General features: G+C 68.3%; 31 protein-coding genes, 2 tRNA genes and 1 pseudogene. 17 read left to right on the plus strand and 17 right to left on the minus strand.

Annotated features, from left to right (window positions below):
- Nucleotides 1-141 precede the first annotated feature (141 nt).
- From EDD27_RS44760 to EDD27_RS44770, 4 genes and pseudogenes are all read right to left on the minus strand, one after another.
- Entirely contained in the window at nucleotides 142-1,446 is a 1,305-nt protein-coding gene (locus tag EDD27_RS44760) for an IS256 family transposase (protein WP_127932211.1), read from the minus strand.
- Between the two features lie 117 nt (nucleotides 1,447-1,563).
- A complete protein-coding gene (locus EDD27_RS57410; RefSeq protein WP_338324698.1) occupies nucleotides 1,564-1,809 on the minus strand; it encodes a DUF4265 domain-containing protein in 246 nt (81 codons plus the stop codon).
- 17 nt (nucleotides 1,810-1,826) lie between these two features.
- Nucleotides 1,827-2,066 (minus strand): annotated as a pseudogene (locus EDD27_RS57415) (DUF4265 domain-containing protein); the annotation flags it as partial.
- 266 nt (nucleotides 2,067-2,332) lie between these two features.
- A tRNA-Arg gene (locus EDD27_RS44770) sits at nucleotides 2,333-2,405 on the minus strand.
- 172 nt (nucleotides 2,406-2,577) lie between these two features.
- Between EDD27_RS44770 and EDD27_RS44775 the strand changes: the two genes are divergently transcribed.
- The 7 genes from EDD27_RS44775 (at nucleotide 2,578) to EDD27_RS44805 (ending at nucleotide 7,893) form a co-directional block, all read left to right on the plus strand.
- Nucleotides 2,578-3,825, plus strand: a complete 1,248-nt coding sequence (locus tag EDD27_RS44775) for a sensor histidine kinase (protein ID WP_127938289.1) — start codon at nucleotides 2,578-2,580, stop codon at nucleotides 3,823-3,825.
- 3 nt (nucleotides 3,826-3,828) lie between these two features.
- Entirely contained in the window at nucleotides 3,829-4,488 is a 660-nt protein-coding gene (locus EDD27_RS44780) for a response regulator (RefSeq protein ID WP_241564587.1), read from the plus strand.
- Between the two features lie 18 nt (nucleotides 4,489-4,506).
- Nucleotides 4,507-4,869 carry a hypothetical protein gene (locus tag EDD27_RS44785; RefSeq protein WP_127938291.1) on the plus strand — a complete coding sequence of 121 codons (363 nt, stop codon included), beginning with the start codon at nucleotides 4,507-4,509 and terminating at the stop codon, nucleotides 4,867-4,869.
- A 214-nt stretch (nucleotides 4,870-5,083) separates the two neighbouring features.
- Nucleotides 5,084-5,374 carry a hypothetical protein gene (locus EDD27_RS44790; protein WP_206641940.1) on the plus strand — a complete coding sequence of 97 codons (291 nt, stop codon included), beginning with the start codon at nucleotides 5,084-5,086 and terminating at the stop codon, nucleotides 5,372-5,374.
- A gap of 1 nt (nucleotide 5,375) precedes the next feature.
- Nucleotides 5,376-6,110, plus strand: coding sequence for a prolipoprotein diacylglyceryl transferase (locus tag EDD27_RS44795; RefSeq protein WP_127938293.1), 735 nt, complete (start codon nucleotides 5,376-5,378; stop codon nucleotides 6,108-6,110).
- On the plus strand, nucleotides 6,107-7,624 hold the full coding sequence (locus EDD27_RS44800) for a radical SAM protein (protein WP_127938295.1): 1,518 nt from the start codon (nucleotides 6,107-6,109) through the stop codon (nucleotides 7,622-7,624). The genes EDD27_RS44795 and EDD27_RS44800 overlap by 4 nt, the downstream gene beginning before the upstream one ends.
- Nucleotides 7,621-7,893 (plus strand): hypothetical protein, encoded by a 273-nt coding sequence (locus EDD27_RS44805; RefSeq protein ID WP_127938297.1) that lies wholly within the window; start codon nucleotides 7,621-7,623, stop codon nucleotides 7,891-7,893. Before EDD27_RS44800 ends, EDD27_RS44805 begins: the two co-directional genes overlap by 4 nt.
- Here EDD27_RS44805 and EDD27_RS44810 read toward each other — a convergent pair.
- The 3 genes from EDD27_RS44810 to EDD27_RS44820 are packed head-to-tail and all read right to left on the minus strand — an operon-like array spanning nucleotide 7,883 to nucleotide 10,000.
- Complete coding sequence (locus EDD27_RS44810) at nucleotides 7,883-8,344, minus strand: MaoC family dehydratase (protein WP_127938299.1); 462 nt, start codon at nucleotides 8,342-8,344, stop codon at nucleotides 7,883-7,885. The two genes, EDD27_RS44805 and EDD27_RS44810, sit on opposite strands and share 11 nt — an antisense overlap.
- Nucleotides 8,345-8,354: 10 nt before the next feature.
- Nucleotides 8,355-9,518: a TolB family protein gene (locus EDD27_RS44815; RefSeq protein ID WP_127938301.1), complete on the minus strand. Its 1,164-nt coding sequence runs from the start codon at nucleotides 9,516-9,518 to the stop codon at nucleotides 8,355-8,357.
- Nucleotides 9,515-10,000 (minus strand): SigE family RNA polymerase sigma factor, encoded by a 486-nt coding sequence (locus EDD27_RS44820; RefSeq protein ID WP_241564588.1) that lies wholly within the window; start codon nucleotides 9,998-10,000, stop codon nucleotides 9,515-9,517. Before EDD27_RS44820 ends, EDD27_RS44815 begins: the two co-directional genes overlap by 4 nt.
- Before the next feature lie 221 nt (nucleotides 10,001-10,221).
- Between EDD27_RS44820 and EDD27_RS44825 the strand changes: the two genes are divergently transcribed.
- Nucleotides 10,222-11,403, plus strand: coding sequence for an ATP-binding protein (locus EDD27_RS44825; protein ID WP_127938305.1), 1,182 nt, complete (start codon nucleotides 10,222-10,224; stop codon nucleotides 11,401-11,403).
- A gap of 103 nt (nucleotides 11,404-11,506) precedes the next feature.
- Here EDD27_RS44825 and EDD27_RS44830 read toward each other — a convergent pair whose 3' ends face one another.
- A complete protein-coding gene (locus EDD27_RS44830) occupies nucleotides 11,507-12,283 on the minus strand; it encodes a MauE/DoxX family redox-associated membrane protein (protein ID WP_241564589.1) in 777 nt (258 codons plus the stop codon).
- Nucleotides 12,284-12,303: 20 nt separating this feature from the next.
- Nucleotides 12,304-13,251, minus strand: coding sequence for a hypothetical protein (locus tag EDD27_RS44835; protein WP_127938309.1), 948 nt, complete (start codon nucleotides 13,249-13,251; stop codon nucleotides 12,304-12,306).
- Between the two features lie 217 nt (nucleotides 13,252-13,468).
- Between EDD27_RS44835 and EDD27_RS44840 the strand changes: the two genes are divergently transcribed.
- Entirely contained in the window at nucleotides 13,469-13,960 is a 492-nt protein-coding gene (locus tag EDD27_RS44840) for a SigE family RNA polymerase sigma factor (protein WP_127938311.1), read from the plus strand.
- A gap of 22 nt (nucleotides 13,961-13,982) precedes the next feature.
- Here the strand turns inward: EDD27_RS44840 and EDD27_RS44845 are convergent, their stop codons facing one another.
- Entirely contained in the window at nucleotides 13,983-14,579 is a 597-nt protein-coding gene (locus EDD27_RS44845) for a MarR family winged helix-turn-helix transcriptional regulator (protein WP_127938313.1), read from the minus strand.
- A gap of 95 nt (nucleotides 14,580-14,674) precedes the next feature.
- On the opposite strand from EDD27_RS44845, the gene EDD27_RS44850 reads away from it, so the two are divergent.
- Both EDD27_RS44850 and EDD27_RS44855 read left to right on the plus strand, forming a co-directional pair.
- Nucleotides 14,675-15,238 carry a YceI family protein gene (locus EDD27_RS44850; RefSeq protein WP_127938315.1) on the plus strand — a complete coding sequence of 188 codons (564 nt, stop codon included), beginning with the start codon at nucleotides 14,675-14,677 and terminating at the stop codon, nucleotides 15,236-15,238.
- 193 nt (nucleotides 15,239-15,431) lie between these two features.
- Nucleotides 15,432-15,520 (plus strand) — tRNA-Ser (locus tag EDD27_RS44855).
- A 76-nt stretch (nucleotides 15,521-15,596) separates the two neighbouring features.
- Here EDD27_RS44855 and EDD27_RS44860 read toward each other — a convergent pair.
- Entirely contained in the window at nucleotides 15,597-15,989 is a 393-nt protein-coding gene (locus EDD27_RS44860) for a tyrosine-type recombinase/integrase (protein WP_127938317.1), read from the minus strand.
- Here EDD27_RS44860 and EDD27_RS44865 point away from each other — a divergent pair.
- A complete protein-coding gene (locus EDD27_RS44865) occupies nucleotides 15,988-16,374 on the plus strand; it encodes a RidA family protein (protein ID WP_127938319.1) in 387 nt (128 codons plus the stop codon). The two genes, EDD27_RS44860 and EDD27_RS44865, sit on opposite strands and share 2 nt — an antisense overlap.
- 47 nt (nucleotides 16,375-16,421) lie before the next feature.
- On the opposite strand, the gene EDD27_RS59100 is transcribed toward EDD27_RS44865, so the two are convergent.
- On the minus strand, nucleotides 16,422-16,577 hold the full coding sequence (locus EDD27_RS59100) for an HNH endonuclease (protein WP_421917370.1): 156 nt from the start codon (nucleotides 16,575-16,577) through the stop codon (nucleotides 16,422-16,424).
- Nucleotides 16,578-17,026: 449 nt separating this feature from the next.
- Here EDD27_RS59100 and EDD27_RS57420 point away from each other — a divergent pair, with 449 nt between their 5' ends.
- Genes EDD27_RS57420 through EDD27_RS44885 form a run of 3 tightly spaced genes read left to right on the plus strand, consistent with a single transcriptional unit; the run spans nucleotide 17,027 to nucleotide 20,119 of the window.
- Nucleotides 17,027-18,430 carry a polysaccharide deacetylase family protein gene (locus EDD27_RS57420; RefSeq protein ID WP_241564590.1) on the plus strand — a complete coding sequence of 468 codons (1,404 nt, stop codon included), beginning with the start codon at nucleotides 17,027-17,029 and terminating at the stop codon, nucleotides 18,428-18,430.
- Nucleotides 18,427-18,954: a SigE family RNA polymerase sigma factor gene (locus tag EDD27_RS44880; RefSeq protein WP_241564591.1), complete on the plus strand. Its 528-nt coding sequence runs from the start codon at nucleotides 18,427-18,429 to the stop codon at nucleotides 18,952-18,954. Before EDD27_RS57420 ends, EDD27_RS44880 begins: the two co-directional genes overlap by 4 nt.
- 1 nt (nucleotide 18,955) lies before the next feature.
- Nucleotides 18,956-20,119 carry a WD40 repeat domain-containing protein gene (locus tag EDD27_RS44885; RefSeq protein ID WP_127938323.1) on the plus strand — a complete coding sequence of 388 codons (1,164 nt, stop codon included), beginning with the start codon at nucleotides 18,956-18,958 and terminating at the stop codon, nucleotides 20,117-20,119.
- A 139-nt stretch (nucleotides 20,120-20,258) separates the two neighbouring features.
- Here EDD27_RS44885 and EDD27_RS44890 read toward each other — a convergent pair whose 3' ends face one another.
- Nucleotides 20,259-20,675, minus strand: a complete 417-nt coding sequence (locus tag EDD27_RS44890) for a hypothetical protein (RefSeq protein WP_127938325.1) — start codon at nucleotides 20,673-20,675, stop codon at nucleotides 20,259-20,261.
- 593 nt (nucleotides 20,676-21,268) lie between these two features.
- On the opposite strand from EDD27_RS44890, the gene EDD27_RS44895 reads away from it, so the two are divergent.
- Nucleotides 21,269-21,898 (plus strand): cysteine hydrolase family protein, encoded by a 630-nt coding sequence (locus tag EDD27_RS44895; RefSeq protein ID WP_127938327.1) that lies wholly within the window; start codon nucleotides 21,269-21,271, stop codon nucleotides 21,896-21,898.
- Here the strand turns inward: EDD27_RS44895 and EDD27_RS59105 are convergent.
- A complete protein-coding gene (locus EDD27_RS59105; protein ID WP_421916766.1) occupies nucleotides 21,792-22,094 on the minus strand; it encodes a sensory rhodopsin transducer in 303 nt (100 codons plus the stop codon). The genes EDD27_RS44895 and EDD27_RS59105 overlap by 107 nt on opposite strands.
- A gap of 158 nt (nucleotides 22,095-22,252) precedes the next feature.
- On the opposite strand from EDD27_RS59105, the gene EDD27_RS44905 reads away from it, so the two are divergent.
- The gene (locus tag EDD27_RS44905) at nucleotides 22,253-23,389 is read left to right on the plus strand and encodes a DUF418 domain-containing protein (protein ID WP_127938331.1); all 1,137 of its coding nucleotides are present in this window, start codon (nucleotides 22,253-22,255) and stop codon (nucleotides 23,387-23,389) included.
- Here the strand turns inward: EDD27_RS44905 and EDD27_RS44910 are convergent.
- The 3 genes from EDD27_RS44910 to EDD27_RS44920 form a co-directional block, all read right to left on the minus strand.
- Nucleotides 23,370-23,549: a hypothetical protein gene (locus EDD27_RS44910; RefSeq protein ID WP_127938333.1), complete on the minus strand. Its 180-nt coding sequence runs from the start codon at nucleotides 23,547-23,549 to the stop codon at nucleotides 23,370-23,372. The genes EDD27_RS44905 and EDD27_RS44910 overlap by 20 nt on opposite strands.
- Nucleotides 23,550-24,178: 629 nt before the next feature.
- A complete protein-coding gene (locus EDD27_RS44915) occupies nucleotides 24,179-24,907 on the minus strand; it encodes an FHA domain-containing protein (RefSeq protein ID WP_206641942.1) in 729 nt (242 codons plus the stop codon).
- A gap of 39 nt (nucleotides 24,908-24,946) precedes the next feature.
- Nucleotides 24,947-25,375 carry a hypothetical protein gene (locus EDD27_RS44920; protein ID WP_127938335.1) on the minus strand — a complete coding sequence of 143 codons (429 nt, stop codon included), beginning with the start codon at nucleotides 25,373-25,375 and terminating at the stop codon, nucleotides 24,947-24,949.
- Between the last annotated feature and the right edge of the window lie 5 nt (nucleotides 25,376-25,380).

Genomic DNA, 25,380 nt, shown 5'->3' on the forward strand with positions numbered 1-25,380 from the left:
CCAGCGAACCCGTCGGAATCAACCGTCTCCATCAAAGTCGGGGCGGTTCAGAGAGCGGCTTGAGCAGGTCTTCCCCACGGAGTGGGTTCGCCGCCTCCGAGGGTCTGTCCAGTGATCGGTGTATCTCGATCTTGACTTGATCTATCGGGTGGTCGGGGTCAGGCGGCCTTCGAAGGTGATGGCGAAGGCGTTCAGAGCGGCCTTCCAGCGGGTGATCCAGCGTTTGCGGCCCTTGCCGGTCGGGTCCAGGCTCATGATCGCCATGTAGACGCACTTGAGCGCGGCCTGCTCGTTCGGGAAGTGGCCGCGGGCCTTGACCGCCCTCCTGATACGGGCGTTGACCGACTCGATGGCGTTGGTCGAGCAGATCACCCGGCGGATCTCGGTGTCGAAGTTGAGGAAGGGCACGAACTCGGCCCAGGCGTCCTCCCACAACTTCACGATCGCCGGATACTTACCGCCCCAGACCTCGGCGAACTCATAGAACCGCTCGAGCGCCGCCGCCTCGGTCGGCGCGGTGTAGACCGGCTTGAGCGCCTTGGCGATGGCGTCCCAGTGCTGGCGGGCGGCATACCGGAACGAGGCACGCAGCAGGTGAACGACGCACGTTTGGACGACGGCCTGCGGCCAGACGGTCTCGATGGCCTGCGGCAGCCCCTTGAGCCCGTCGCAGACCACCATCAGCGCATCAGCGACGCCACGGTTCTTAATCTCGGTCAGCACGTGCAGCCAGAACTTGGCGCCCTCGCCGCCGTCGCCGGCCCACAAGCCGAGGATGTCGCGCTCGCCATCGACGGTGACCGCCATCGCCACGTAGACCGGCCGGTTGGCCACCTGGCCGTCCCGCAGCTTCACATGGATGGCATCGATGAAGATCACCGGGTAGACGGCGTCGAGCGGCCGGTTCTGCCACTCGGCCATGCCGTCCAGCACCTTGTCGGTGATGGTGGAGATGGTCTGCTTAGAGACTTCGGCGCCGTAGACCTCGGCCAGGTGCGCGGAGATCTCGCCGGTGGTCAGGCCCTTGGCGGCCAGCGAGATGACCATCTCATCGACGCCGGACAGGCGCCGCTGCCGCTTACGCACGATCTTCGGCTCGAAGCTGCCGTCCCGATCCCGCGGGACGGTGATCTCCACCGGGCCGACGTCGGTGATGACGGTCTTGGACCGGGTCCCGTTGCGCGAGTTGCCTGTCTCGCTGCCAGCGCGCTCGTGCTTGTCGTAGCCGAGATGGTCGGTGATCTCGCCTTCGAGAGCGGACTCCAGCACCAGCTTGGTCAGCCGGCCCAGCAGCCCGTTCTCACCGACCAGCTCCACCCCTTCGGCTCGCGCCTGGTCGACCAGCCTGGCCACCAGCTCCCGATCCGTCGAGCTCTCCGACTTCTTACGCGCCACCGCGGCGTCCTCCAGGTCGATCTCCGTCGATGCCTGGATCACAGTACTCATCAGGTGCGTTCTCCTTGATCAGGAGTTACACCGAAGACCGTACAGTCCCGCCTCCGAGAGGGCCTTGGCGATGCCTGAGCAAGGTAGCTGGCTTCCGTGCCCGTGAACAACCGATCGTTAGGCGCTTCGCCAGGCGTCGGTGATGCAAGACTCCTCGAAGTGCCACCAGCCATCCATTTGGCCTCGCGTCAGCAGTGCCTTAATCTGCCCAAAGTCTGCGTCAGCCGGCACGGTGAAGGCGACCAGGGGAAGCTCCGAGCTGAAGGATTCCCCGCCCAGGCCGAACGGTGCCAACTGCTCGTGTATGGCCTGTGCCTTCGCCCCAGCGGTCCATCGGGCACCGGCAGGACCCGGACGGTGCAATTGCCCGACGCTTCCACCCGTTCACAGGCCCAGTGAAGGCCGTCGTCGTCGGTGATGAAGCGCACGACGTCGCCCTCGGCGACTCCGTCCTGTAGGAATGGGACGTTCGCCACACGAGCGGTGTCCTGGCTCAAGCGCGTGGCCCAGAGCCCTTCGGTGTCGTAGGGGAGCCAGTTTTCCCGGGGCACGAACTGGAACCACACCTTGATCAGGTCTGGCTCCGTGGGAAGGCGTTCGGAGGGGGCTGCAGGAACCATGTCCACATGATCGCGCAGTCTGCCGAGTGTCCACGAACAAGCTGATCGTGGGTATGCCTGACGCGGTTGTGGAGTCTGCCCTGGAGCACCTGCATGAGTGGTACGGGAAGATCACACTGATCTCGGCCGACGGCGGGTTACAGGGTTCGTCATTCGCGTGCTGTCTGTAGAAGACAGGCTGTGTGGGCCCGCGTTGCTGTAAAACGCTGCTGTACGGAGATCAAAAAAGCCCCCTGGGTTGATCCCAGAGGGCCTTTGAGCTGGAGCGCGGCCGAGAGGACTCGAACCCCTAACCTTCTGATCCGTAGTCAGATGCTCTATCCATTGAGCTACGGCCGCTCGCTGCGTAAGCAAGCATAGCGGGTTCTGGGGAGTGCCTCGAACCAGTTACCGCAATCATGCTGCTCCCGCCGGCTGGTCCTGCCGTACCCGTGGATACATCGAAGTGTGTATCCACAGGCAGGTCCCTCGCAGGAGGGCGGCAGGGGGCCGGGGTGATGGGATAGAGGCCATGAAGTGGGTCGTGTTCGGGGCCGGGGTGGCCTTCGCGGCGGGTGTGGTGCTGATCGCGGGTGGCGCCTATCTCGAGCGTGGGGTGCCTGAGTGGGTGCTCGTCATCCCCTTGGCGATCACTTGTGCGGGGGTTCTCGTGCGGCAGCGGGCGCCGCTCTTGTCCCTGGGGCTTGGGGTGGTCGCGGTCACCGTGGACGGGTTCGTGGGGCCGTCCTTGGGGACTGTGCTGGTGTTCACCGACAACCTGTACGCGGCCGTGCTCTACGGGCCGGCCCGGTTGGCTCGGGTGTTGCTCGGGGTCACGTCCACACTGGCGGTGCTGGGTGGGGCGGTGGCGGGGTTCATCGCGGGGGACTGGCGGGCGCTGGCCGTGATGGGGATCCAGGCGGGGCTGGTGCTGGTCACGCCGGTCACGACTGCGCTGGTGCTGCGGGAGCAGCGGGATCGGGCGGCGGCAGAGCGGCTGCGGGCCGAGCAGGTGGCGCATCTGGCGGAGCTGGATCGGCAGGCGGCCATCGCCGCGGAGCGTACGCGGATGGCTCGCGAGCTGCATGACATGATCGCCAATCACTTCAGTGCGATCGCCATCCAGTCCACGGCTGCGCTCTCCCGTAAGGATCTCGATCCGGGGACGGTTCGGAAGGTCATGGAGTCCGTACGGGAGAACAGCGTCAAGGGGATGGCCGAGATGCGGTCCATGATCGGGCTGTTACGGCAGGAAGGGGAGGAGCCTGAGGCCACCCGGCCGCGGCTGGCCGATGCGGAGACCTTGGTGCAGCGGGTCAGGCGGGCGGGGCTGGACGCCGGCCTGCGGGTCGACGGGGATCCTCGTGAGGTGCCTGCCTCCGTTGATCTGGCCGGTTATCGGATTCTGCAGGAGGCGTTGACCAACGCGCTCAAGCACGGCGACTCGCCGGTTGACGTCGTGCTCTCGTACGAGGCGGGGCGGGTCGTGGTGACTGTTGAGAACGCCGTCGGAGCCGCCGGAGGGAGTGGGGTGGCGCGGTTGCCGGGGGCTGGGGCCGGGCTGATCGGCATGCGGGAGCGGGCCGCGTTGGTCGGAGGTTCCCTGGATGCCGGGCCTGGGGGACAGGACGGCATGCGGCGGGGGTGGTGGCGGGTGCGTGCCGTGCTGCCTACCTCTGATGCTCATGTGTCCACGACTTACCACGGGGGTGGGGACCGCTCGAGGCCAGTGGCGGCCGAGCGGGCGGTGGTTGTCGACGTACGGCCGGAAGGTGCGTGACAGGTGGCGGAAACGGCGGGTGAGCCGGTGACGATCAGGGTTTTGGTCGCCGACGACCATGCGGCGGTCCGGGCGGGGATCGCCTTGATCCTCGACGGCGTGCCGGACATCGAGGTGATCGGCGAGGCGGCCGATGGGGAGCAGGCCGTGACCATGGCCAAGCAACTGCGACCCGATGTGGTGCTGATGGACGTACGCATGCCACGCCTCGACGGCATCTCGGCCACCAGGGAGCTGGCTGGCGTCAGTGATGTGCTGATCCTGACGACGTTCGATGTCGACGAGTACGTTTTCGGCGCGCTGCGAGCGGGCGCGGCCGGTTTCCTGTTGAAGAACACGGACGCCGAGTCGCTGGTGGAGGCGGTCCGCCTGGTGGCGCGGGGCGATGGGCTGATCTCGCCGGGCGTCACGCGGAAGTTGATCGCGGCCTTCGCCAAGCAGGCGACGCCGTCGCGGAGGGAGCCGGCGGCCGGCCCAGAGAGCCTGACGCCTCGTGAGCGGGAGGTGCTGGCCTGTATCGGGCGGGGCATGTCCAACGCCGACATCGCCAAAGAGCTGGACATGGCGGAGGCCACGACGAAGACGCATGTCAGCCGGGTGCTCAACAAGCTGGGGCTGAAGAGCCGGGTACAGGCGGCGATCTACTACTCAGGGGGCACTTAGAGCCGTAATGTGTGCGACGTGAGCATGCCACCGCCGCCTGAGCCACCTCAAGGGCCACCTCAAGGGCCACATCAGGAGCCGCATGGGGAGCCGCCTCGCCGGACGGGGCTCGTCGTCGGGCTGGCGTTCGCCGGGTTCTTCGGGTATCTCGTCGTCAACGTGATCACCGGCCTCGTCGCCTTGGCCTTCGAGTCGGAGGTGGCGTTCGGGGTGGCGGCCGGATTCCTGGCGCTCTTCGGCATCGGCCTGGGGCTGGTTTTCGTGCTGCTGCGGAGATCATGGTCCATCGGGCTCGGCCTGGGCTTCATGATCGGATGGGCGCTCACGTCGATCGTCACGGCCGGCTTCTGCACGGGCCTCAACCCCGAGCTGTACGCGTAGGTGGACGTTTTGATCCCATGGCAATCGCCCGTCCCTAGCCTGGCCCCGGTCCGATGACGAACTGGGGGAGACCCGGCCGATGAGCACGCCGCCGCCGCAGGGCCCGAACGGTCCTTGGCAACCCCCGTACGGACCGCCCCCGCAGGACCCCAACCACCCTCGGCAGCCTCCCTACGGACCACCGCCGCCTCCGTCCAGTGGGGCCTCCAGCGGCGTGGTCGTCGCGCTCGCGTTCGCCGGTCTGGCGCTCTACAGCGTGCTCAACGTCATCGTCGGCTTCTTCATCTTCGCCGTCGCCATGGACTCGAGCGGCCCCCACACCGCCTACGTGGCGGCGGGTGCGGCGGTGCTCGCCCTCATCGGCCTGGGCGGCGGCATCGGCCTCGTGCTCATCCGCCAATCCTGGACCCGGGGCCTCGGCCTCGGGCTCATGATCGGGTGGGCGCTGTGGTCCATCCTGTCCGCCGGGATCTGCACCGGCCTCAACCCGAGCCTGTACGGCTGACATGGTCCCCCTTCACGAAATATTCGTCGGCCTGGGCGTCTTCACGGCCTCCGTCGTCTTCGTACGGGAGGCCAGAAGACGCGGCGCCCTCAACGAACAGTCGCTGATAGCCGTCACCGGCGCCCTGGTCGGCGGCGCCATCGGCATGCGCCTGGCGGGCTGGCTCGAGACGCTGAACCTCCAGGACCTCTGGCTGTACGGCTCCCGCAGCATCCTCGGCGGCCTGACCGGCGCGTACGTGGGCGTGCTCGTCGCCAAGAAGATCATCGGCTACAAGGAACGCACCGGCGACCTGTTCGCCCCGGCCGTGGCGCTCGGCATGGCGGTGGGCAGGATCGGCTGCCATCTCACCGAGGCGCCGGGCCGGCCCACCGACCTGCCCTGGGGCGTGCACGCCCCGGCGACGACCCCCGAGTGCCCCGGCTGCCTCGCCGGCCAGGCCATGCACCCGTCGTTCCTCTACGAGATCATCTTCCAGCTCGCCGCATTCGCAGTGCTCATGTGGGCACGCAAGCGGCTCACCCAGCCCGGCGAGCTGTTCACGCTCTACCTCGCCGGGTACGCCGCCTTCCGCTTCGTCGTCGAGTTCACCCGGGCCAACGAGACGCTCTGGCTCGGCCTGACCGGGCCCCAGTGTTTCCTGCTCGTCGGGTTGCCACTGCTCGCGCTCAGGCTCGCGTACGGCTGGCGACGCGGCTACTACGATCCCCTTTTCCAGCGGAAGGTCATGACATGAGTGCAGGGATGGGTCTGCGGGGCGACCGCATCCTCAGGTACGTCAACGCGTTCTGCCCGCACTGCCACGGCCGGGACCTCGACAAGGTCGAGCGCCTGAGCGGCTACTTGGTCGAACGCGACGGCCGGGTATGGCTGGAGCGCGGCTGCCGCGAACACGGCCTGATTCGGACTTTGTACGACGAGGACCCAGAAATCCTCAAATACCTAGAGGAATGGACCGCCCCGACAAAGCAGCACGTACCGGATCTGTCGGGAAACTTCGCTCCGATCCCCCTCGCCTACCTCCACGGCCTCCCCGAGATGCAGACCCAGCACACCTGCATCCTCCTCGAGGACATCGCCGAAACGTGCAACCTGCGCTGCCCCACCTGCTTCGCCGACAGCTCCCCCGACCTGGCCGGCATCGTCCCCGTCCCCGACATCCTCGCGAACGTCGACCAACGCCTCGAAAGGGAGAACGGCAAGCTCGACGTCCTCATGCTGAGCGGTGGCGAGCCCACCCTCCACCCCGAGCTCAAAACCCTCCTGTCCGAGCTCGAACAGCGCCCGATCACCCGCATCCTGATCAACACCAACGGCGTCCTCATCGCCAGGGACGACTCCCTCCTCGACCTCCTCACCGAGCACCGCGAGCGCGTCGAGGTCTACCTCCAGTACGACGGCTCATCGGCCCACGCCTCACAACACCACCGAGGCGGCGACCTGCGCCGGTTCAAGGCCGCGGCCGTCGAACGCCTGTCGGACCGCGAGATCTTCACCACCCTGGTCATGACGGCCGCGCTGGGCGTCAACGACGGCGAGATCGGCGACGTCGTACGCCTCGCGCTCGACACCCCGTACGTCGGAGGCGTCTCCCTGCAGCCCCAGTTCGGATCGGGCAGATCGGGCACCATCGATCCGTCGAACCGGCTCACCCACACCGGCGTGCTCAAACGCCTCGGCCCGCAGACCGGCGGCCTGGTGACCTGGCGCGACCTCACCGCCCTGCCCTGCTCGCACCCGCACTGCTGCTCGGTCGGCTACCTGGTCCGCGACGACGCCCGCCAGTGGCGCTCCCTCACCGCGCTGATCGGCCACGACCGGCTCAAGGAGAACCTGGGCCTGGTCTCCAACCGCATCGCCGACTCCGAGATCCCGCGCGAGTTGCGCCTGGCCGTACAGGAGTCGCTGCTCGGCCTGCTGTCGGAGCAGTCGTCGCTGTCCCACCCGCAGGTCGGCGACCTGTGGCGGAACATCTGCGAGAACTGCGACCTCGGCGTCTCCACCCTCCTCACGCTCGCCTCCTCAGCGCTGCCGGGCCGGCGCAGGAAGCTACGCAGAATGTTGGGGGAGCGGGTGGTGCGCATCACGGTCAAACCGTTCATGGACATCTCGACAATGATCGAGGAGCGCCTCATGCAGTGCTGCGTGCACGTCGGCACGCGGGCCGAGCAGGATCAGTGCGCGCCCTTCTGCGCCGTGCAGGCCTGGCCGCAACTCTCCCGGCAACGCCTGTCGGCGGTGGCGTCATGACGGCGAACGACCCCCGCTCCGGCGCGGCTCCGGCCAAGGATCAGCCGTACGATCCGCTCCGGTTGTGCGTGTACGCGACCGTCGCGCTGCTGGCCTGGCTGCTGGGACCGTGGGCGGTGCTGGGGTTCGCCGCGCTCGGGTTCGCCGGTTACTGGAAGGCGCGGCGAGCCGGGCTGGCCCGCAGCAAGTGCCTGCTCAGGGACACCCGGCTCGTGCTGGCCTACCTGGCTCTGATCGCCCTGGCGGCCCTAGCTGCCATCATTCTGTGACGGGGACGTACAGGCTGAGGGTCTCGGCCACGCAGGCAGGCCGCCTCTCGCCCTCGATCTCGATCGTCATCTTCAGGTTCGACAGGTAACCGGCCGGGGTGCCCTTGACGTCGGTGAGCTCGCCCACGGCCCTGACCCGCGCGCCGACGGGCACGGGCCTGGGGAAGCGGACCTTGTTCAGGCCGTAGTTGACGCCCATCGCGATGCCCTCGACCTTGACCATCTCGAACATGAACGACGGCAGCAACGACAGCGTCAGATAACCGTGCGCGATCGTGCCGCCGAACGGCCCCTCCTTGGCCCGCTCCACGTCCACGTGGATCCACTGGTGGTCGTCGGTGGCGTCGGCGAAGAGGTTGACCTGTTCCTGGGTGACGGTGCGCCACTCGGTCGGGCCGAACGTCTCACCGACGGCCGCCTTGAGCTCCTGAACATTCGCGAAGGTCCGCATGGTGCGAACGCTATTGCGCGGATGGTACGGCTGCCAAGTTGAGCACTCGGAGGGTGTCCCGCCCGCCCTCCCAGTAGACGATCGTGGGCTGCCCGGCGGACAAAGCCGTCCACCTGCCATCAAGGGTGGCCACCCGGCCGGTCGCGATGTCGTAGATACCGTCGTTGCTCAACGCGAACCGGTTGAGGATCGGCGCCATCGCCCGCCGCCCCCAGGAGCCGCGATCGTCGAGGCGTCGCATGTTGCTGCCGTCGATCCGTTGCAGGAAACCGCCCGTCTCGTCGTGTCCCAAGCACCAGAACGGTCCGCAGCGCAGGCCCCGCGTCCCGGGCGGCGTGACGACCTCGATCGTGGACCCGCTCGTCAGGTCGACGATCCTGCTCTGGCTGCGGACGCTGTCGTCAGGCCCAGCGGGCGCGTCACTGGCCCACGGCCATCTCAGCAGGCGCAGGCCGCGACCGGCCGGGATTCGCTCTGAGGCGCCGCCGGAGAGAGGGACGCCCCACACGTCGCCGCGGCGCTCCGACCAGACGATCCGATCCCCGTTGATCGCGAGGGAGTCGATGTCGGCCCGGGGGCCGCTGATCGTGGTGACCAGCCTCGCCTTGCCGCCGGACAGCGGGGCCGTCCAGATCCCTCGCACCGACACGCCGTTCTTCCTGCCGTAGGACATCCAGGCGACGTTCTCGCCGTCGGCGGTCACGGTCGGCGGGACGGCGGTGGGCTTCATGGGGACCTCGGCCACCACACGGGCTCGCTTGGTGGCGGCGTCGTACAGTTCGATCCTCGTTCCCTCCTCCAGGGACGCCGCAAGGAGCAGCACCTCAGTGGCGCTGATGCCGATGATGGGCTCGTAGCGCATGCCGTCGGCGTTGGTGGCGGGGACCGTGAGGACCGCCGTCGGCCAGAGCCGATCCACCGGCACGGCATTCATGCCGAGGGTCGCGGTGGGGCTCGGGGTCGTGGCCACCTCGACCTCGCCCCCGCCAGGCAGGACGACGCTCCTGACCCCCATGCCCAGCACCACCACGGCGGTCGCGGCCGCGAGCACGCGCACGCGCCGCCTGGTCCTGCGGCGTCGGAGCGTGGCAACGCCGGCGAGCAGGTCGCCTTCGTCGGGAGCGCGCTCGGCCGCCGCGCGCAGCGCGCCCGCCAGCTCCTCTTCTGTCCTCATGCCCGTCCCCTTTCGAGCACCGACGGCTTGACGCGCAGTGCGTTGAGCGCGTGGAATGCCTGGCTTCTTACGGTTCCGCGGGAAATGCCGAGGATCTCGGCAATCTCCTTGTCCGACAGGTCCTCGTAGTAGCGCAGCACCAGGACGACCCGCTGCTTGCGGGGCAGTGTGGCCAGTTCCTTCCATAACTCGCCGAAGGCGTGGTCGTCGGTGTAGGAGCCCTCGGGCACCTCGTCCGTCACATGCTCCCTGCGTCGCTTGCGCCACCAGCTGATGTGCTGACGCGCCATCACCGTGCGTACGTAGGACTCCGGGTTGTCCTTGTTGCGGACCCTGCGCCAGGCGCCGCTCAGCTTGAGCAACGCCTCCTGCACCAGATCGGCCGCGTCGTCGGCGTTGCCGGAGAGGACGTAGCCGTACCGCAGCAGGGCCGGGCCCCGCGCGCGGACGAAATCCTCGAACTCCACATCACCGAGACGCACGAGGGGGTCCGGACTGTTGCAAAGATCTTTTACTTGAAACCATCGCATAGGTGTTCGAGTCCGCGCTACAGTCTTAGGTACCGCAATCGAACAAGGGTTCGGCCTGGTGAGAGGGGGTGTGTCCGATGACGGTGCTCGCGCCCGCCCCTGCTCGGACACGCCGTAGCACTTTCTTCCCAAATCTAAGACGGCCGCTATATCCGGCAATAAAGTCCGAGAGCGTGGACCCTGTGCGAAACCCCTACGCCCCCGGAGCCGGACAGCGTCCGCCGGAGCTCGCCGGGCGTGACCGAGAGCTGCAGCAGTTCGAGGTCGTGCTCGAGCGTGTGGCCCGTGGCCGCCCCGAGCGGAGCATGGTCGTCACCGGCCTGCGGGGCGTCGGCAAGACCGTCCTGCTCAACACGTTCAAGTCCATGGCCATGCAGCGGCTGTGGGGCACGGGCAAGATCGAGGCCCGGCCCGACCAGTCGATCAGGCGGCCGGTCGCGGCCGCGCTGCACATGGCGATCAGGGAGCTCGCCCCGCGGCACCGCGCGCCCGAGCGCATCGAGGAGTTCCTCGGCGTGCTCAAGGCGTTCGCGATGCGCGATCCCGCGGCGGCCAAGGGCACCTCGCACTGGTCGCCCGGCATCGAGGTGCCGGCCAGCCGCGGGCGCGCCGACTCGGGCGACCTGGAGATCGACCTCACCGAGCTGTTCGTCGACGCCGCCGGTGTGGCCACCGACCTGGCCGTCGGCATCGCATTGTTCATCGACGAGATGCAGGACGTGCCGGCCGCCGACGTCTCCGCGCTCTGCGCCGCCTGCCACGAGCTGTCGCAGACGGGCGGGCCGCTGATTGTGGTGGGGGCCGGGCTGCCGCACCTGCCGAGCGTGTTGTCGGCCAGCAAGAGCTATTCCGAGCGGCTCTTCCGCTACGCGCGCATCGACAAGCTCGACCGTGACGCGGCCGACCTCGCGTTGATCCTCCCGGCACGCGAGGAGGAGGTGGAGTTCACCCCGGACGCCCTGGACGCGCTGTATGAGGCGGCCGACGGCTACCCCTACTTCGTGCAGGCGTACGGCAAGGTGGCCTGGGACCTCGCGCCGCGCAGCCCGATCACGCTCGAAGACGTCAAGGTCTCGGCGCCCGAGGCCGAGGAGGAGCTCGCGGTCGGCTTCTTCGGCAGCCGCTACGAGCGGGCGACCCCGGCCGAGCGCGACTACATGCATGCCATGGCGCAGATCGGCGACGAGCCGGTCGCGACCGCCGACGTGGCCGACGCCCTCGGGCGCAAGCCGTCCAGCCTCTCACCCGCCCGTGACAGCCTCATCAAGAAAGGGCTCATCTACAGCGCCGAACGCGGGTTGATCGCGTTCACGGTGCCGCACTTCGGGAAGTTCCTGCGCGCTCAACCGGTCTGAGTGGCGCCCCTAGACCTCTATTGGGCTGTCTAGTGGGGAAGCTAGACAGCCCAATAGAGCCATATGACCGTGCCCGTCGAGGGAAATCTACGGCTCTCTAGCGTCAGGCCGATACTGTCGTATATTCCGGCAGACTGCCGCTGTCCTCAGCGCTCACCACGGCCATCCGCACCCCCGGGCGCCGCCCGCTGAGATAGACCGCGAACACGACATCGTCCTGCTCGTGGTTGCGGAAGACGAAGAATCGCCAGCACAGCTCACGCCAGCTGTCGTACGGGTCGGCCGCGGTCAGCTCGTCCCGGTGGGCCCGCCACGTGCCGCTCTCCTTGAGCCTGGCCAGCGTGACCGACTCGGCGGGGGCGCGGCGCTGCTCGCAGGGCGCGCGGTACCGTACCCGGTCGATCAGCTCCTCGATCTCCGGCGAGAGCGCGAGCAGGGCGATCACCCCCGCGATCATGAGCCACGACGGTCGGGTCACCGCGTCCCAGCCGGTCACGGGCGCCCACACCGAGAGCACGGCCATCCCGGTCAGCAGCACCGTCCGGCCGATCGAGCGCAGCCCGACCGGCGCCGAGCTCACCTCGCCGAAGCAGCCGCAGCCCGCGTCGGGCCGTCGCCTGCGCAGCTCCAGCAGCACGTACGTGGACAACGCGAAGAACGTGACCGTGCCCCAGCGGAAGATCGCATGCGTGCTCAGCAGCAGCCCGGCGGCCAGCACCATCTCACCGGCCGCGCAGACCAGCAGCGCGGGCGCCTGCATACGGCCCGGCACCAGCACCGCCGGCCCCAGCCTGGACAGTGCCCCTGGCTCGCCTCCGGATCGTACTGTGCTCACCTTGGCCACCGTGCCGAGGACGAGCAGCACGATCAAAATCGGCATCTGCGATTCCAGCACGCGGGTCACCCCAATCCGATCTGAGCGTTGAAGCAGCCTTTCACCAAATCGCCGCCGAGCTCCACATAGGAGAACGGCGACAACTCGACGATCCGGCCGCGCGGTGAGGTGTCACACTCGACACAGCGGTCGCAGAATCGCCCCGCCACGCACCCGCACGCGACCACCGGAACGTTGGCGGAGCGCTTGGAGCAGTGGTTCCTGACCTGCAGCAGAGAGCCGATGGCGAGGTACGGCAGGCCGGCGCACGACGCGCCGACGTCCGGGCAGCCGGTGTCGGTCCGCTCCAGCATGGGATAGGCCGCGCCCCGCTCTTCCTGGTCGAACGTGTCCGACCATGTCGCCGTGCCCGAGATCCGCGGCTGCAGCCCGGCGTACGCGGGCGGCGGGGCCGGCACGGCGCGCGCCAGGTATGGCGGTTGCGAGGTCGCCGGCAGCAGGGCGAGACCGGCGCCGTCGCGTCGGATGCCGATCGCGTCGAACAGGTAGCCGGGCTCGAACTTGGGGTGGCGCACCTGCAGCCGCCCCGACACCCGGTAGGGGATGACGATCGTGCGGTGCCCGCGATGCGGCCCGCAGTCGAGCTCCACCGTCAGGTCCTTGCGCCCGCTGATCGACAGGATCGTCCCGGTGATGCGCGTGGTGTCCGCCCAGATCCGCTCGACCACCCGCCCGTCGCGCAGGGCCCGCATCAGGACCATGGAGCCCACGGGCAGGTCGGCGGGAGGGACGTCACCGCCGTGCCAGGCCGTGGCCCACGGCGCGATCACGAGCCGCTCTTCCGCACCGTCCGGGGTCTCGATGATGAGGAGATGCGGGCTGACGTCAAGGATCTCGCCGGCGACCGCGCTGATGGGTTGTCCATCGCTTGGGTCAGGACCTGGTATGCCCGGATCACGGCCGAGCGCGGCCGCTGCGAGCGCCCGGCGGCGCTCAACGCTCGGATGGCCCATCCGCCCCTCCCTCGCTCGGATACTAGGTTCACACGACTCGGAGGCCGCTCACGCCGGGTGGCCCAGAGGAGAGCAAAATACGCATCCCTGGGAGAAGGAGTTGACATCCCTCGGCGGAGAATCCGCCACCGACCTTGACTGACCTTTATCGTCGGTGGACCGAAACCTGAATTCGGGTTCAGGCCTAATAGGGCATCAGGCTGCGATTCTGGCCACGATGCAGACCACCGGATGGGAAGAAGAGTTCCGCGAGTACGTCAGGACCCGCGGTCCGGCGCTGCTGCGCGCCGCTCACCAGCTCACCGGACACCCGCTGGACGCGGAGGATCTGCTGCAGAACGCGCTGACCAAGACGTACCTGGCGTGGGATCGCATCGAGGACCGAGGGGCGCTGGACGGGTACGTACGGCGGGCGATGGTGAACATCAACATCTCGCAGTGGCGGCGGCGCAAACTGGAGGAGTACCCCTCCGATGACCTGCCGGAGATCGTCACCGACTCCGTGGCCTGGGGGGATGTGCACGAACGGCTGGAGCAGGCGCTGGAGGAACTGCCGGAGCGGATGCGGGCGGCGATCGTGCTGCGGTATTACGAGGACATGACCGAGCCGGAGATCGCCAGGAAGCTCGGGATCAGTGTCGGCACGGTCAAGAGCACGGTGTCGCGGGGGATGGCCAAGCTACGGACCGCCTTGGGGCTGGGAGGCTGATCCGCTCCGAGCTCAGGAGCGATCAGACGGAGGAGGAAGAAGCCGAGTCGACCGTGACCTCGAGCTCGGCGGGGGCTGGGGCGGGGATGCGGGCTCGTTCCTCCGGCCGAGCCGCCTTCAGCGCCTCCACGCAGGTTTCCACTCCGGCCTCTCCCGCTCCGGCGGTGGCGCAGGGCCGCACCACATCCCGGATCTTCCGCAGAGTCGCCAGAAACGCCTCCAACTCCTCCGGGTCGAGCAGGCTCGTATAAGTGTCGTCAATGTCCTGCAGGTGCTGCGGCAGTATGGACTCCAGCCGCTCGCGCCCGGCATCGGTCAGCACGGTGTAGGACGCTCGCCGATCAGTGGGACACGCCTGCCTCGTCACCACGCCCTCGCGCTCGAGCCGGTCGACAACGCGAGTCACGCCGCTGGTGGACAGCCCGGTCTGCGCCGCGAGGTCGCTCATCCGCAACCGCTCTCCTGGGGATCGGGCCAGCCGGAGAACGGTCTCGAAGTCGATCTCCGACAACCTCGCCGCCGCGAGCGCCGGCTGGAACCTGCCCATGAGACCGGCATGCACCTCGGCGAGCAGCCCGACGGCCGTCAGCCTGGGGTCGTCAAAGTTCTTCACGCTCATACCTTAGCCGACGATAGTTGACGTGAGGAATATTCCTCGTGTAGACATTTGTTGCCGCAGACATCCGCAGAGCAACCTTCCTAAGGAGAACCCCAATGACCACCCGCACCTGGGAGTCCCTGGCCATCCCCGCCGCCGGCACCTACAACCTGGACGCGGCGCACACCACCATCGGTTTCTCGGTCAAGCACATGATGGTCAGCAAGGTCCGCGGTACCTTCGGCACCTTCAAGGGCTCGGTCACGATCGCTGACAACCCCCTTGAGTCCAGCGCCGAGCTGACGATCCAGACGGACAGCATCAACACCGGTGTCGCCGACCGTGACGGCCACCTGCGCAGCGACGACTTCCTGGCCGTCGAGAAGTTCCCGGAGATCACCTTCAAGAGCACCCGCGTGGTCGGCCACTCCGGCGACGAGTTCACCGTGGTCGGCGACCTCACCATCCGTGACGTCACGAAGGAGGTCGAGCTCACCGTCGAGTACGGCGGCGCGGGCACGAACCCGTGGGGTGCCGAGGTGTGGGGCTACTCGATCAGCGCCGAGATCGACCGCGAGGAGTTCGGCCTGACCTGGAACCAGGCCCTGGAGACCGGCGGCGTGCTGGTGGGCAAGAAGATCAAGATCGAGATCGAGGGCGAGGCCAACCCGGCCGCCTGAGGCCGGCGTGCTTCCGGCTAGGGTTATCCACAGCCCATGAAGCCCGCCCACGCTCTGGGCGGGCTTCATCCACAGCCAGTTACCCACAGCCTGTTGATAACTCTTGGTGAAGGCTGTGGATACGTGGGGAGCGGAATCGCTTTGCCGCCTCGCCAGAAGGCCGGTACGCTGTGCTGAGCCAGAACGGCTTCCGGGAGGATTCGCCTAGTCAGGTCTATGGCGCCGCACTGCTAATGCGGTTTGGTGGCAACACCATCCGGGGTTCAAATCCCCGATCCTCCGCACGTGAAAGGCCCTCTCCCTTGGTTGGGGAGAGGGCCTTTTTGATCTCTGAGGGCATCAGGGTTGCAGTTGCCCATCAGGGCCGGCCCCAGAGGGCTTGGTCCATGCGCTCGCTGGCGTCCTTCATCTGGAGCGTGGCCACGTGGGTGTAGCGCTCTGTGGTGGTCACGCGGGTGTGGCCGAGGATCTCCTGTACGACGCGGATGTGGACGCCTTGCTCGATCAGCAGGGTTGCCGCGGTGTGCCGGACGTCGTGGACTCGGGCGTCTCGTACGCCGGCCTGCTTGAGGATGGACGTCCACTGCTTCCAGTCCTCTGTACGCTCGATCGGACCGCCGAGCGGCGTCGTGAAGACCAGATCATGGTCGGTCCACTTATCCCCAGCCTTGAGCCTGTCGTTGCGATGAGAGCCAATTGCGGCAGATTGGCTCTTGGGGCGAGTTCTGTGACGGGCCAGCATGGCCATCATGGAGATGATCGTTCACAACCCGGTAGAGGGTATCTACGCCGCCACCGATGACTTCGTGCACGCGATTGAGGTGCGGAATCCGTCTCGGTTTCTGTTCGTCGCGGGAACCATGGGCTTGGATCGCAATGGCATCCCGGGAACGACGCTCGAAGAACAGCTCGAGCTCATCTGGACGAATCTTCGGGTGATTCTCACAGAGGCGGGGATGAGCGTGGACAACATCGTGAGGCTTACGAGTTACCTGCGTGATCCCTCCTACGCCGAGGCGAATGCCAAGGCCAGGGTGGCTGCCTTGGGCGGACGGCGGGTGCCCACGACGGCGATCGTGGCGCAGACGCTCGCCAGCGGTTGGTTGGTGGAGATCGAGGTGGTGGCGGCGGGCTAGGCGCTGCGAACAACCGAGCGTTAGCCGATCATCCGGCTCTCCAGTGACTACTGCGTGAGCGGTGGAGCAGGTTGCCCGTGGATGTGGCCGTGGCAGGCGGCGCAGACCACGAGGGTCTTTCGTCGCCGGTTGGCCATGGCTTTGGCCCACTGGGGCTGGAGCGGCCCGGGTGCTTTGTTAGTTTCTCCCGAGAACTGAGGGATGCAGGACGAGCTGTCCTGGCCGCGATGTCCGCCAGGCGCCGCTCCGACGGTCGGCTCTCGACCCGCTCGACCGACACCATCGTCGGCGAGGCCCTCCGCATCCACGACCTGGAGACTGGGTGCCGCTAGCGCCAACTTGGCGTGCTGCGCCCCGCGACGCCGTCCGTACGGCGAGCTGCGGAATATGAGGACCGTCGCCTCAACGTTGCATGGACCTCCCGCCTTGTCCGGCTGGCTCACGTAGTTGGGGCCGATCGCGGTGATCGCGGTGATCGCGCGCGAAAACTTCTGCGCCAGGTCGCAAAGATTGCCCCACCCTGGCGCGTCCTTACGACAACAAAACGCGAGGAACGTGCACCTATCTGATCACTGACCCGGTGCGTGTTTTGTCATCGATTGTCAAGAAGAGCGGAGTTCTGGCGGCCGTGAAACCCCCATACTTGATCACCATGCTCCTCGTGGTCACCGGGCTGGTGACGGCGGGCTGTGCGGCCACCGGTTCGACACCGACGCAGGAAATCCGGCGTACCGCAGCGGTCCACGCGGCGTCACACCACGCCGATGAGATCGCGACCGTCTCGCCGACCTGGATCGACGGCCTGCGGGTGGTCCGTCCCAGCGGTAACGACCCGACCTGTCCCTGGTCGATCGCCTATCCGCAGGTGCCGGGCGCCGAAGCGTTCACTGCGGCGCTGCGCCGCATGGTGGAGGCCAGACGCACCGATTTCCTCGCCCAGGCGTGCGACCAGGCCGACCCGGAGCTGAACCTGGACTTCGCATTCCTGGTCGCCTCGGGGGACGTCATCGGGGTGCGCTACACCGAGTGGTGGCTCGGCGGCGCCGGCGACGGCCTGTCCACCACCACCCGCTGGTACGACGCCAAGACCGGTACGGTCCTGCCCGCGACCGCGCTCGTCGAGCCGAGCTCGATCGGAAGGCTCACCGCCGACCTGGACAAGGCCCTGTCAAGGAAGGAGGGCTTCGACGCGCAGGCGTTGCGCGCCGCCATGGCCGACAGCGCCTCCCGAGCCCGCTACCTGGACGATCTGGGGTTCACCGCAGGCGGGGACCTGGTGGTGACCTTCGATCAGAGCGTGGCAGGAGTGGCGCCCGCCGGGCAACTCCAGGCCGTGCTGCCGGCGGCGGTCGCACGGCCGCTGCTGTCGGATCTCGGCCGGCGGGTGCAGCGGCAGGTCTTCGAGCCCACGCGGCGCCTCGACCTGGACGGCCGCGTCTCCCCAACGCCCACCCGTCCCCCGGCAGGCCCGGAGGAGATCGCTGACTGTCACCGGGTGAAATGCGTGGCCCTGACGTTCGACGACGGCCCTGGGCCCTACACTCAGACGCTGCTGGCCGATCTGGCCGCATTCCGTGCCCGCGCCACGTTCTACGTCGTCGGGCAGAACGTCGCGATGAGCCCGGACGTGGTGCGCCAGACCGCCGAGGCGGGGCACGAGCTCGGCAACCACAGCTGGTCCCACCGCGACCTGACCAGGCTGACGGCGGCCCAGGTGCGCGATGATCTGCGCCGTACCGACGAGGCCATCAGAAAGGCAGCGGGTGTGACGCCGAACACCGTCCGTCCTCCGTACGGGGCCGTCAGTGACGTCGTGCGGGCGCAGACGCCGCACCCCCTCGTCCTGTGGAGCGTGGACACCCTGGACTGGAAGCACCGCGACGCCGCACAGGTGACCCGCGCGGCCGTGTCGGGGGCCAGGCCGGGCGCGATCATCCTGTTCCACGACATCCACCCGACCACGGTGGCGGCCATACCGCGGGTGCTGCGCACGCTCTCCGCCCGCGGCTACCACTTCGTAACGGTCACCCAATTGCGCGGCGAGGTCTCCCGGTGATCGGGGATTGCGCGGGCCGGCGCGCGTTCGACGAGTTCGTGGCGGCGCGCTCGCCCGCGTTCATCCGCCTGGCCTATCTGCTGACGGCCGGGGACCAGCACGCGGCCGAGGACCTGCTGCAGACCAGCCTGGCCAATACGGCGCTCAAATGGCACAAGATCGAAGACCCGGAGGCATACCTCCGGCAGGTGATGTATCGCCAGCAGATCTCGTGGTGGCGGCGAAGGAGGGAGTACGCCGTCGCCGAGCTCCCCGAGCGGCCGGCCGCCGACACGACGCACGACGTCGAGCTCAAGATCATGATGCAGGACGCGCTCGGCAGGTTGACCTCCAAGCAACGGGCCGTGCTCGTGCTCCGCTACTTCGAAGACCTGTCGGAGTCGACCGTGGCCGCCACACTCGGCTGCAGCATCGGCACGGTACGCAGCACCGCCCACCGGGCCCTGGCCCGGCTCTTGCGGCTCTGCCCCGAGCTCCACGACCTATACGCCCGCTCCACGGCCACCCACGGGAAGGAACGCTGACATGAGCACTGAGGAGCTGGTGAAAGACGCGCTCGGTGCGGTGGCCGACCAGGCCAGGCTGCCGACCGGCGTAGCGCAGGCCGCGTGGCGGCAGCGCACGCGCATGCGGATCAGGCGGGCGGCGACCACCGCGGCCGCCTTGGTCGCCGCCGTCACCGTCGGCGTGATCACGGTGCCCTCCCTCGTCGCACGGGAGGATCCCGAGGTCGCCACCAGCCGCATCGGGGGAGACACCGCGGCCGATCCCGGCCGGTCCACGCCGGTGGAACGCGTCGCCGCCGGGCGCGTCACGCTCACCGCGTACGCCTCCTGCGAGCACAGTTGCTCCTGGTACCTGCTCACCCACGCAGGCACGGGCGGCTACACGCACGGGCGATGGGGATGGATCGACGTGGCGCCCTCGGGCCGCACGGCCGCGGTGCTGGAAGAGACACTGCCCGCCCGCCGGATCGGCCTGGTGGACACCACCGCCGCCAGACTGCGGCGCTGGATCGACCTCGGCCGTGCGGTGGCGGGGAGGGTCGCCTGGTCTCCGGACGGAAAGCGGCTCCTGGTAACCACATACGACCACGTCCCCGGCCTGCTCGCCGATCCCGCCGGGGAACCGGACACACGACAGGTCAGGACCGGCTTCGCCATCGTCGACGTGAACAGCGGCAAGGCCACCTTCCACGACCTGCCCGGCGACCCGGACTCCGCCGGCCTGCGCAATGATCTCTTGTGGAGTCGCGACGGCTCGCTGATCTGGGAGAACACCGGCGCCCGACAGGAACCCCGCAAGTACTACGACCTCACCGGGCGCTCTCGCCCCGGCCCCGCCCAGGAGTCCTCGAGCGACCAGCCCGCCGGGCTGTCCCCCAACGGCAGCCGCCTGGCCATGGGCGGCAGGAGCGGCTCGGCCCCCTTTGTCGTGGACGTCGATTCCGGCGACACCACCCTCCTGGAGCCACCGGGTGATCACGTCATCGTGCAGTCGCTGGCCTGGGCCGACGACACGCACCTGATCGCCTGGGCCCAGGACCGCGCGACCGCGGACAGCAGCAAGTCGCGCTACCGCCTGGTGCTGGTCGACGTGACGGGCAAGCAGGAGGTCACCCCGCTCACCGGCTGGACCGGCACCCTCAGCCGTCCGAACTGGATGCCCGTCCTGACCACCGAACCATGATCCGCGGCGGGCGTCGGCCCACGCCCATTGCCGGTCGCTACCGGCGCATCGGGTCGGTGATTCCTGAGCAGTTGGTGCGTGAGGTCACTGAGGCGGGTACTGAACGGCTCCCGCCACCCGCGACAGGCCTGGGTCGGGCTCAGATGTCCATGTCGCGAAGCCACTGTTCGACTTCGACGCGTAGCGGGCGGGCACCGGCAGCGGCAGATGGTTGGCGTGGAGTCGCATCGCCTGGTCCAGGGCAACGGTCACGACGGCAGCGAGAGGTACGCAAGATCTCCTTCTCCTCGCGCAGGATCTTGTTCTCGCGACGCAGTCGGGCCAGCTCGTCCTTCTCGGCGCTGGTCAGGCCGTCTTGGCGACGGCCGTCATCCAGATCAGCCTGGCGCACCCAAGTACGGATCGACGGCGCGGAGGGCTGGAATTCCTGGGCCAGTTCCTCCGGCGACCGTTCCGCGCGCACCAGCTCCACCATCTGCCGGCGAAACGCCGCGCCGCCGTACGCCCCGCGCCGCCGTACGCCCCGCCCTGCGCCGCGCTGCGCCTGGCCGGTCACGGCGCGGGCGCCACGCGGGGCATCGCTGTAAAACGCCCCGCCGTACCAACACACCCCTCGCCGACCGCCGGCGCGCCGCCTCATCAGATCAGCAAGTCCATAACGCCCTGAGCCGCCACCAAGGCCGTAGGTTCCACGAAAAGACTGCGATCACCAACAGCAGTGCGCCGTACCCCAGGCCGAGAAACACCCGGACAGGCTTCCACCACAAAGAGCACCCCCTTACCGCCTTCGCCCAGGATGAGCGGGCTCGGTCTCCAGTCGATCACTTGAGCGTTGCGAAACCGTGCCTCCGGCGGGGGCCTCAAGCTCCGGGATGATCGTGAGGCACAGGGGCTGAGGTGGAAGCCTGCTCATCCCGCCCGCCATCGACCCAGGACAAGCCCGGTGATGACGACGCAGGGCCAGGGCGTTGACGCGGTCTGCGCCGGACACCCACAAAGACCTTGCCAAGACCTCGGCCGCATCGCCTGTTCTGACCCGGGACCTGGGTACACCACGGGCGTGAGCAGGCAATCGCCAACGGACGAGGAAGTAGCCGCACGCAGCCGGCCGGCCGCGGCCGACAACTCCTGTACGGAGCCCACTGCGTGATGGCTGACACGTCCTATGAGATCAGCCGGACCGGTGTCCTCCTGGTCGATCCCTACAACGACTTCTTGTCCGAGGGCGGGAAGATCTGGCCTCGGTTGCAGGAGGTCGCCCAGCGCGTGGGGCTCCTCGACCATCTACGCGCGGTGGTCACCGCCGCGCGGGATGCGGCGATCCAGGTGTTCATCGTCCCGCATCGGCAGTGGCGGCCCGGGGACTACGACGACTGGAGCCATCCCAATCCCACCCAGCGTGGGATCCAGGAGCGGCATTCCTTCGCGAAGGGCAGTTGGGGTGGCGAATGGCACCCGGATCTCGTCTCCCAGGACGGTGACGTGGTCGTCAAGGAGCACTGGGCTCAGAGCGGGTTCGCCAACACCGACCTCGACCTGCTGCTCCGGCAGCACGGCATCACGCATGTCATCGTCATCGGCGTGCTCGCCAACACCTGCATCGAGTCGACCGGCAGGTACGCCATGGAGCTCGGATACCACGTGACCCTGGTCCGGGACGCGACCGCGGCCTTCACCGCCGAGATGCTGTACGCGGCCCATGAGCTGAACGGGCCGACCTACGCACACGCCATCGTGACGACGGCGGACCTCCTCGCAGCGATTCGGTCCGCGCGGTGAAGAGATCTGCGACGCTGAGTCCGCGACGGCCGTCGTAGCCGCGCGGCGGCGCGAGTTGCACGACCATCGCGGCGTTGGAGCCGACCACCACGGCGTAGGGGCTGCCGGGCGACAGCGCCGCCGGGTCGACCAGCTCGTCCAGGCGAAGGGCGTACATGCGCTGCGCGTGGCACCTCAAACGGGCTGACGTGATCACAATGCGTGCTACGCAGCCGCCCGCCGGAAGCCTCAGTGATGCTTAAGGCCAGGCGCCCGCCCTCGCCCGATGAACCGGTCGAAAGTACGATCCCGGACGCCGCGAACCCTGCTTTCGACCCGTGCCGTCCCCGGGCAGGTTCCGCAGGATGAGGCCCCATGCCACGCGAAGATCTCCCCCAGGAACCGCACTCCGAGGGCCCGGCCGGCCACCCCGGCCACCGTCTCCCGCACGACGGACCCGCCGCCTCCCCCGATCGGCCCCAGACCGCCTCGCCCGATCGGCCCCAGACCGCCTCGCCCGCGTCCGGCCAGCCCGCGACCGCTGCGCTCTCCTCCGGTCGGCCCCGCATCATCGCGCTCGACGTGCTGCGCGGGTTCACGCTGTGCGAGATCCTGCTCGCCAACATCCAGCTGATAGCCAACGACGGCACCGCCGTTGTGACGCAGCCCATGGGCGACTGGGACCCCTGGCTCGGGCTCCCGACCTTCTCTCTGCTGTTCGGTATCGGGTTCTCACTTCTGCTGGACTCCGCCGCGAACCGCGTCCCCCGCCCACGGCTGGTCCTGCTGCGCCGGCTTCTGGCGCTGCTCGCGATCGGCCTCGTGCATATGCTGCTGTGGCCGGGCGAGATCCTGACCTCCTACGCCATCGTCGGCATGCTGGTGCTGCTGCCCTCGACCTGGCTGCCGCGGTGGGCCGTGGCCGGCCTCGCCGCCACGCTCGTCCCGGCGGCGCTGATCGGCGGCGGGGGCGGCGCTCTGCTGATTGCCGGGCTCTTCCTGCTGGGCTCGGCACTGGTCCGATACGGGGTGATCGAGCAGATCGAGCGGTCCATCCGAGGGCCGCTCCTGCTGGGCCTGGTCTTCGCGGCGGGGGCGGCCTCTGCCCGGTGGGTACAGGCCAACGTGCAAACCGGGGCGGGCACGACGCAGCCGTCCTTTACGTCCACCCTGGCCGATCTGCTGCTCACCGGTGTGTACGTGTGTGCCCTGCTGGTCCTGCTCAGAACGCCGCTGCGATCGGCGCTGCGGGCCGTCTTCGCGCCACTGGGCCGGATGGCACTGACCAATTATCTGACCGCCACACTCCTCGTCCTGGCGGCCAGTCACATCCTCGGCCTGCCGATCGGCCAATCCTTGACGGCGGCGTACCTGACCGCGGGAGCCATCCTCACGGCCCAGTGGCTGTTCTCCATCCTCTGGCTGCGCCGCTTCCGTCAGGGCCCGCTCGAGTGGCTCTGGCGCTGGGCCACCTGGGCCCACCGCCCGCCCCTCAGCCGGGCCAGGAAGTGATGAGCTCGGGGCCGGAATCGATGTTCCCGGCGAGCAGCCCGAGCACCCAGGCGGCCATCTGTTGTTCGGCGGCGGGGTCGTCGGGAGCGTGTAGGCAGCGGGCGGCGCGCCAGCAGTACTCCAGGACGTGGATCAGCTCGCAGACAATGTGGATGGTCACCTTGCGGCGGGCGGTCTCGGCCTGGAGCTGGTGGATCGGGTGTGGGGGCGCCGTCGACCAGCACCACCCAGGTTCGGGCGTGCGCGGTGTCGCGGGCCTGGGCCTGGTCGAACGCCCTGCTGATCACCTGCTGGGCCGGATCTGTCACCGATCCATGGATCCATTTGCCGGTGGCGTGCGGTCCGGCCCGCACCGGCCGCTGGCCGCCGCGCGTGGTCAGACTGATCACATCGTGCGGGCCGCGCGGAGCGGGGACGGCGTCGTGGACCACCGCCAGGGTCGCCATCCGCTTGCGATACGGATTCTCCCCAGAAGTCAGCCGCGTGCGAAACAGGCCGCGGTGTCGAGCGGCGGCCTTGCGGGGTGGACGGACGCAACGCCTCGAACTGCATCACGATGCCCTCACCGTCGGTCGAGATGATCAGCAGTTCCTCAGCGGTGCGCGCGGCTTGGGAGTGCGGGCGGCGTAGAAGTCGTCGATATCGGTCGCGGCGACGAGTGACGACGGCGGACCTCCTCACGGCGATCCGGTCCGCGCCATAAAGAGATCTGCGGTGATGAGTCGGCGACGGCCGTGGTAGCCGCGCGCGGCATCGGATTCGCCGAGAGGCGGCCGGTCCGGCGGGGGTTCAGGGCCCGAGCATCGGCAGCAGGGCCAGGTGGTCGCTGGTCACCAGGTTGAACTTCAGGGCGAGGGAGACCAGAGCGTGGCGCTGCCAGTCGGCCTTGCCCTCGCCGCCCTGCGGCCCTTTGACATGTAGCTTGTTCTCCGCCAGGTAACCGATGTGGAAGCCGATGGCGGTGCGGCTCAACCCCAGGTCCGGGAGTCTTTCGATGATCTCGGGGATCGTCGGTATGCGTGAGGTCGACGGGTCGCGCAGGCGCGGCTCACACAGCGCCACAAGGATGCGGAAATACTTGGCGTTCTGGTCGAGGGGGTAGGCGACCTGCGTGGCCGCCCCGCCGTCCGCGTGGGATGACGGCACATGCACGTGCTGCGGTGCGAACACCAGGAACGAGACCGTGCCGTCGACTGCGGGCAGGCACACCCGGGAGAACTCGAACGGGATCGGCGCACCCATCCGGCCCGGCGGTACCTTCACGAACTCCCCGCCCCCCTCAGGGTTCTCCACGACGTACGTCTTCGACGTGCTGAGGTTGGAGAGCAGCCAGTAATCGCCCACTGCGACGATCTTGCCGGCCTGGCGGGAGACCGCGGGGTCGTCCAGCATGACGTCCACTGGGGAGCCGGGAGTCCCGCGCCCGAAGAACGCCTGCTCTCCAGGCGCGAGCTCCAGCGAGTACGGCCGGTCGCCGGTCGGTGCCGCCGCCATCTGGATCAAGATCGTGCTGTGCATCGGCGGGACCCTACTCGCGTGCCGGTGAAGGTGTCCAGGTCATTCGGGCAGTGGCTTGCCACCGGGGCGCCGGCATGTGCGCAGGCCGGCGTCGGGCTCGTTGTTGCCGCCGCCGCGGAAGTAGACCTCGCTGACGTATCCCCAATTGTTGTTGTCGGCCATGGTGGAGGCCCACCAGTAGTTGCGGTAGCCGCCCAGCTTGTAACCGGCGCCAGTCTTCTGGCACAGGTACCAGTCGTCGCCTGCCGGATTGATGTAGCCGACGATCCTGCCCTTCGCGGGTGACGCGTAGACCGGGATGCTCCCGCCCGGTGACCAGTCGGGGCAGTTCTGGACCGTATGGCCGTTGTGCTGGTACTGCCGGCCGCACGGCTGTGCGTCTCCCGCGGCGGCCTGCGCGGACGGAGCGGCCGCGGCCAGGCTCGCCAGCGCGAAGGACATGGCGATCGCGGCCTGTCGAATGATCATGATGA

It is taken from the genome of Nonomuraea polychroma (assembly GCF_004011505.1).
GTDB lineage: Bacteria > Actinomycetota > Actinomycetes > Streptosporangiales > Streptosporangiaceae > Nonomuraea > Nonomuraea polychroma.

Excerpts from the sequence above, each read along its gene's own strand:
- EDD27_RS44760 (WP_127932211.1), bottom strand. The coding sequence starts at position 1,446 with ATGAGTACTGTGATCCAGGCATCGACGGAGATCGACCTGGAGGACGCC.
- EDD27_RS44775 (WP_127938289.1), top strand. The coding sequence starts at position 2,578 with ATGAAGTGGGTCGTGTTCGGGGCCGGGGTGGCCTTCGCGGCGGGTGTG.
- EDD27_RS44795 (WP_127938293.1), top strand. The coding sequence starts at position 5,376 with ATGGTCCCCCTTCACGAAATATTCGTCGGCCTGGGCGTCTTCACGGCC.
- EDD27_RS44800 (WP_127938295.1), top strand. The coding sequence starts at position 6,107 with ATGAGTGCAGGGATGGGTCTGCGGGGCGACCGCATCCTCAGGTACGTC.
- EDD27_RS44805 (WP_127938297.1), top strand. The coding sequence starts at position 7,621 with ATGACGGCGAACGACCCCCGCTCCGGCGCGGCTCCGGCCAAGGATCAG.
- EDD27_RS44810 (WP_127938299.1), bottom strand. The coding sequence starts at position 8,344 with ATGCGGACCTTCGCGAATGTTCAGGAGCTCAAGGCGGCCGTCGGTGAG.
- EDD27_RS44815 (WP_127938301.1), bottom strand. The coding sequence starts at position 9,518 with ATGAGGACAGAAGAGGAGCTGGCGGGCGCGCTGCGCGCGGCGGCCGAG.
- EDD27_RS44830 (WP_241564589.1), bottom strand. The coding sequence starts at position 12,283 with ATGCCGATTTTGATCGTGCTGCTCGTCCTCGGCACGGTGGCCAAGGTG.
- EDD27_RS44835 (WP_127938309.1), bottom strand. The coding sequence starts at position 13,251 with ATGGGCCATCCGAGCGTTGAGCGCCGCCGGGCGCTCGCAGCGGCCGCG.
- EDD27_RS44840 (WP_127938311.1), top strand. The coding sequence starts at position 13,469 with ATGCAGACCACCGGATGGGAAGAAGAGTTCCGCGAGTACGTCAGGACC.
- EDD27_RS44845 (WP_127938313.1), bottom strand. The coding sequence starts at position 14,579 with ATGAGCGTGAAGAACTTTGACGACCCCAGGCTGACGGCCGTCGGGCTG.
- EDD27_RS44850 (WP_127938315.1), top strand. The coding sequence starts at position 14,675 with ATGACCACCCGCACCTGGGAGTCCCTGGCCATCCCCGCCGCCGGCACC.
- EDD27_RS44865 (WP_127938319.1), top strand. The coding sequence starts at position 15,988 with ATGGAGATGATCGTTCACAACCCGGTAGAGGGTATCTACGCCGCCACC.
- EDD27_RS44860 (WP_127938317.1), bottom strand. The coding sequence starts at position 15,989 with ATGATGGCCATGCTGGCCCGTCACAGAACTCGCCCCAAGAGCCAATCT.
- EDD27_RS57420 (WP_241564590.1), top strand. The coding sequence starts at position 17,027 with ATGCTCCTCGTGGTCACCGGGCTGGTGACGGCGGGCTGTGCGGCCACC.
- EDD27_RS44885 (WP_127938323.1), top strand. The coding sequence starts at position 18,956 with ATGAGCACTGAGGAGCTGGTGAAAGACGCGCTCGGTGCGGTGGCCGAC.
- EDD27_RS44895 (WP_127938327.1), top strand. The coding sequence starts at position 21,269 with ATGGCTGACACGTCCTATGAGATCAGCCGGACCGGTGTCCTCCTGGTC.
- EDD27_RS44905 (WP_127938331.1), top strand. The coding sequence starts at position 22,253 with ATGCCACGCGAAGATCTCCCCCAGGAACCGCACTCCGAGGGCCCGGCC.
- EDD27_RS44915 (WP_206641942.1), bottom strand. The coding sequence starts at position 24,907 with ATGCACAGCACGATCTTGATCCAGATGGCGGCGGCACCGACCGGCGAC.
- EDD27_RS44920 (WP_127938335.1), bottom strand. The coding sequence starts at position 25,375 with ATGATCATTCGACAGGCCGCGATCGCCATGTCCTTCGCGCTGGCGAGC.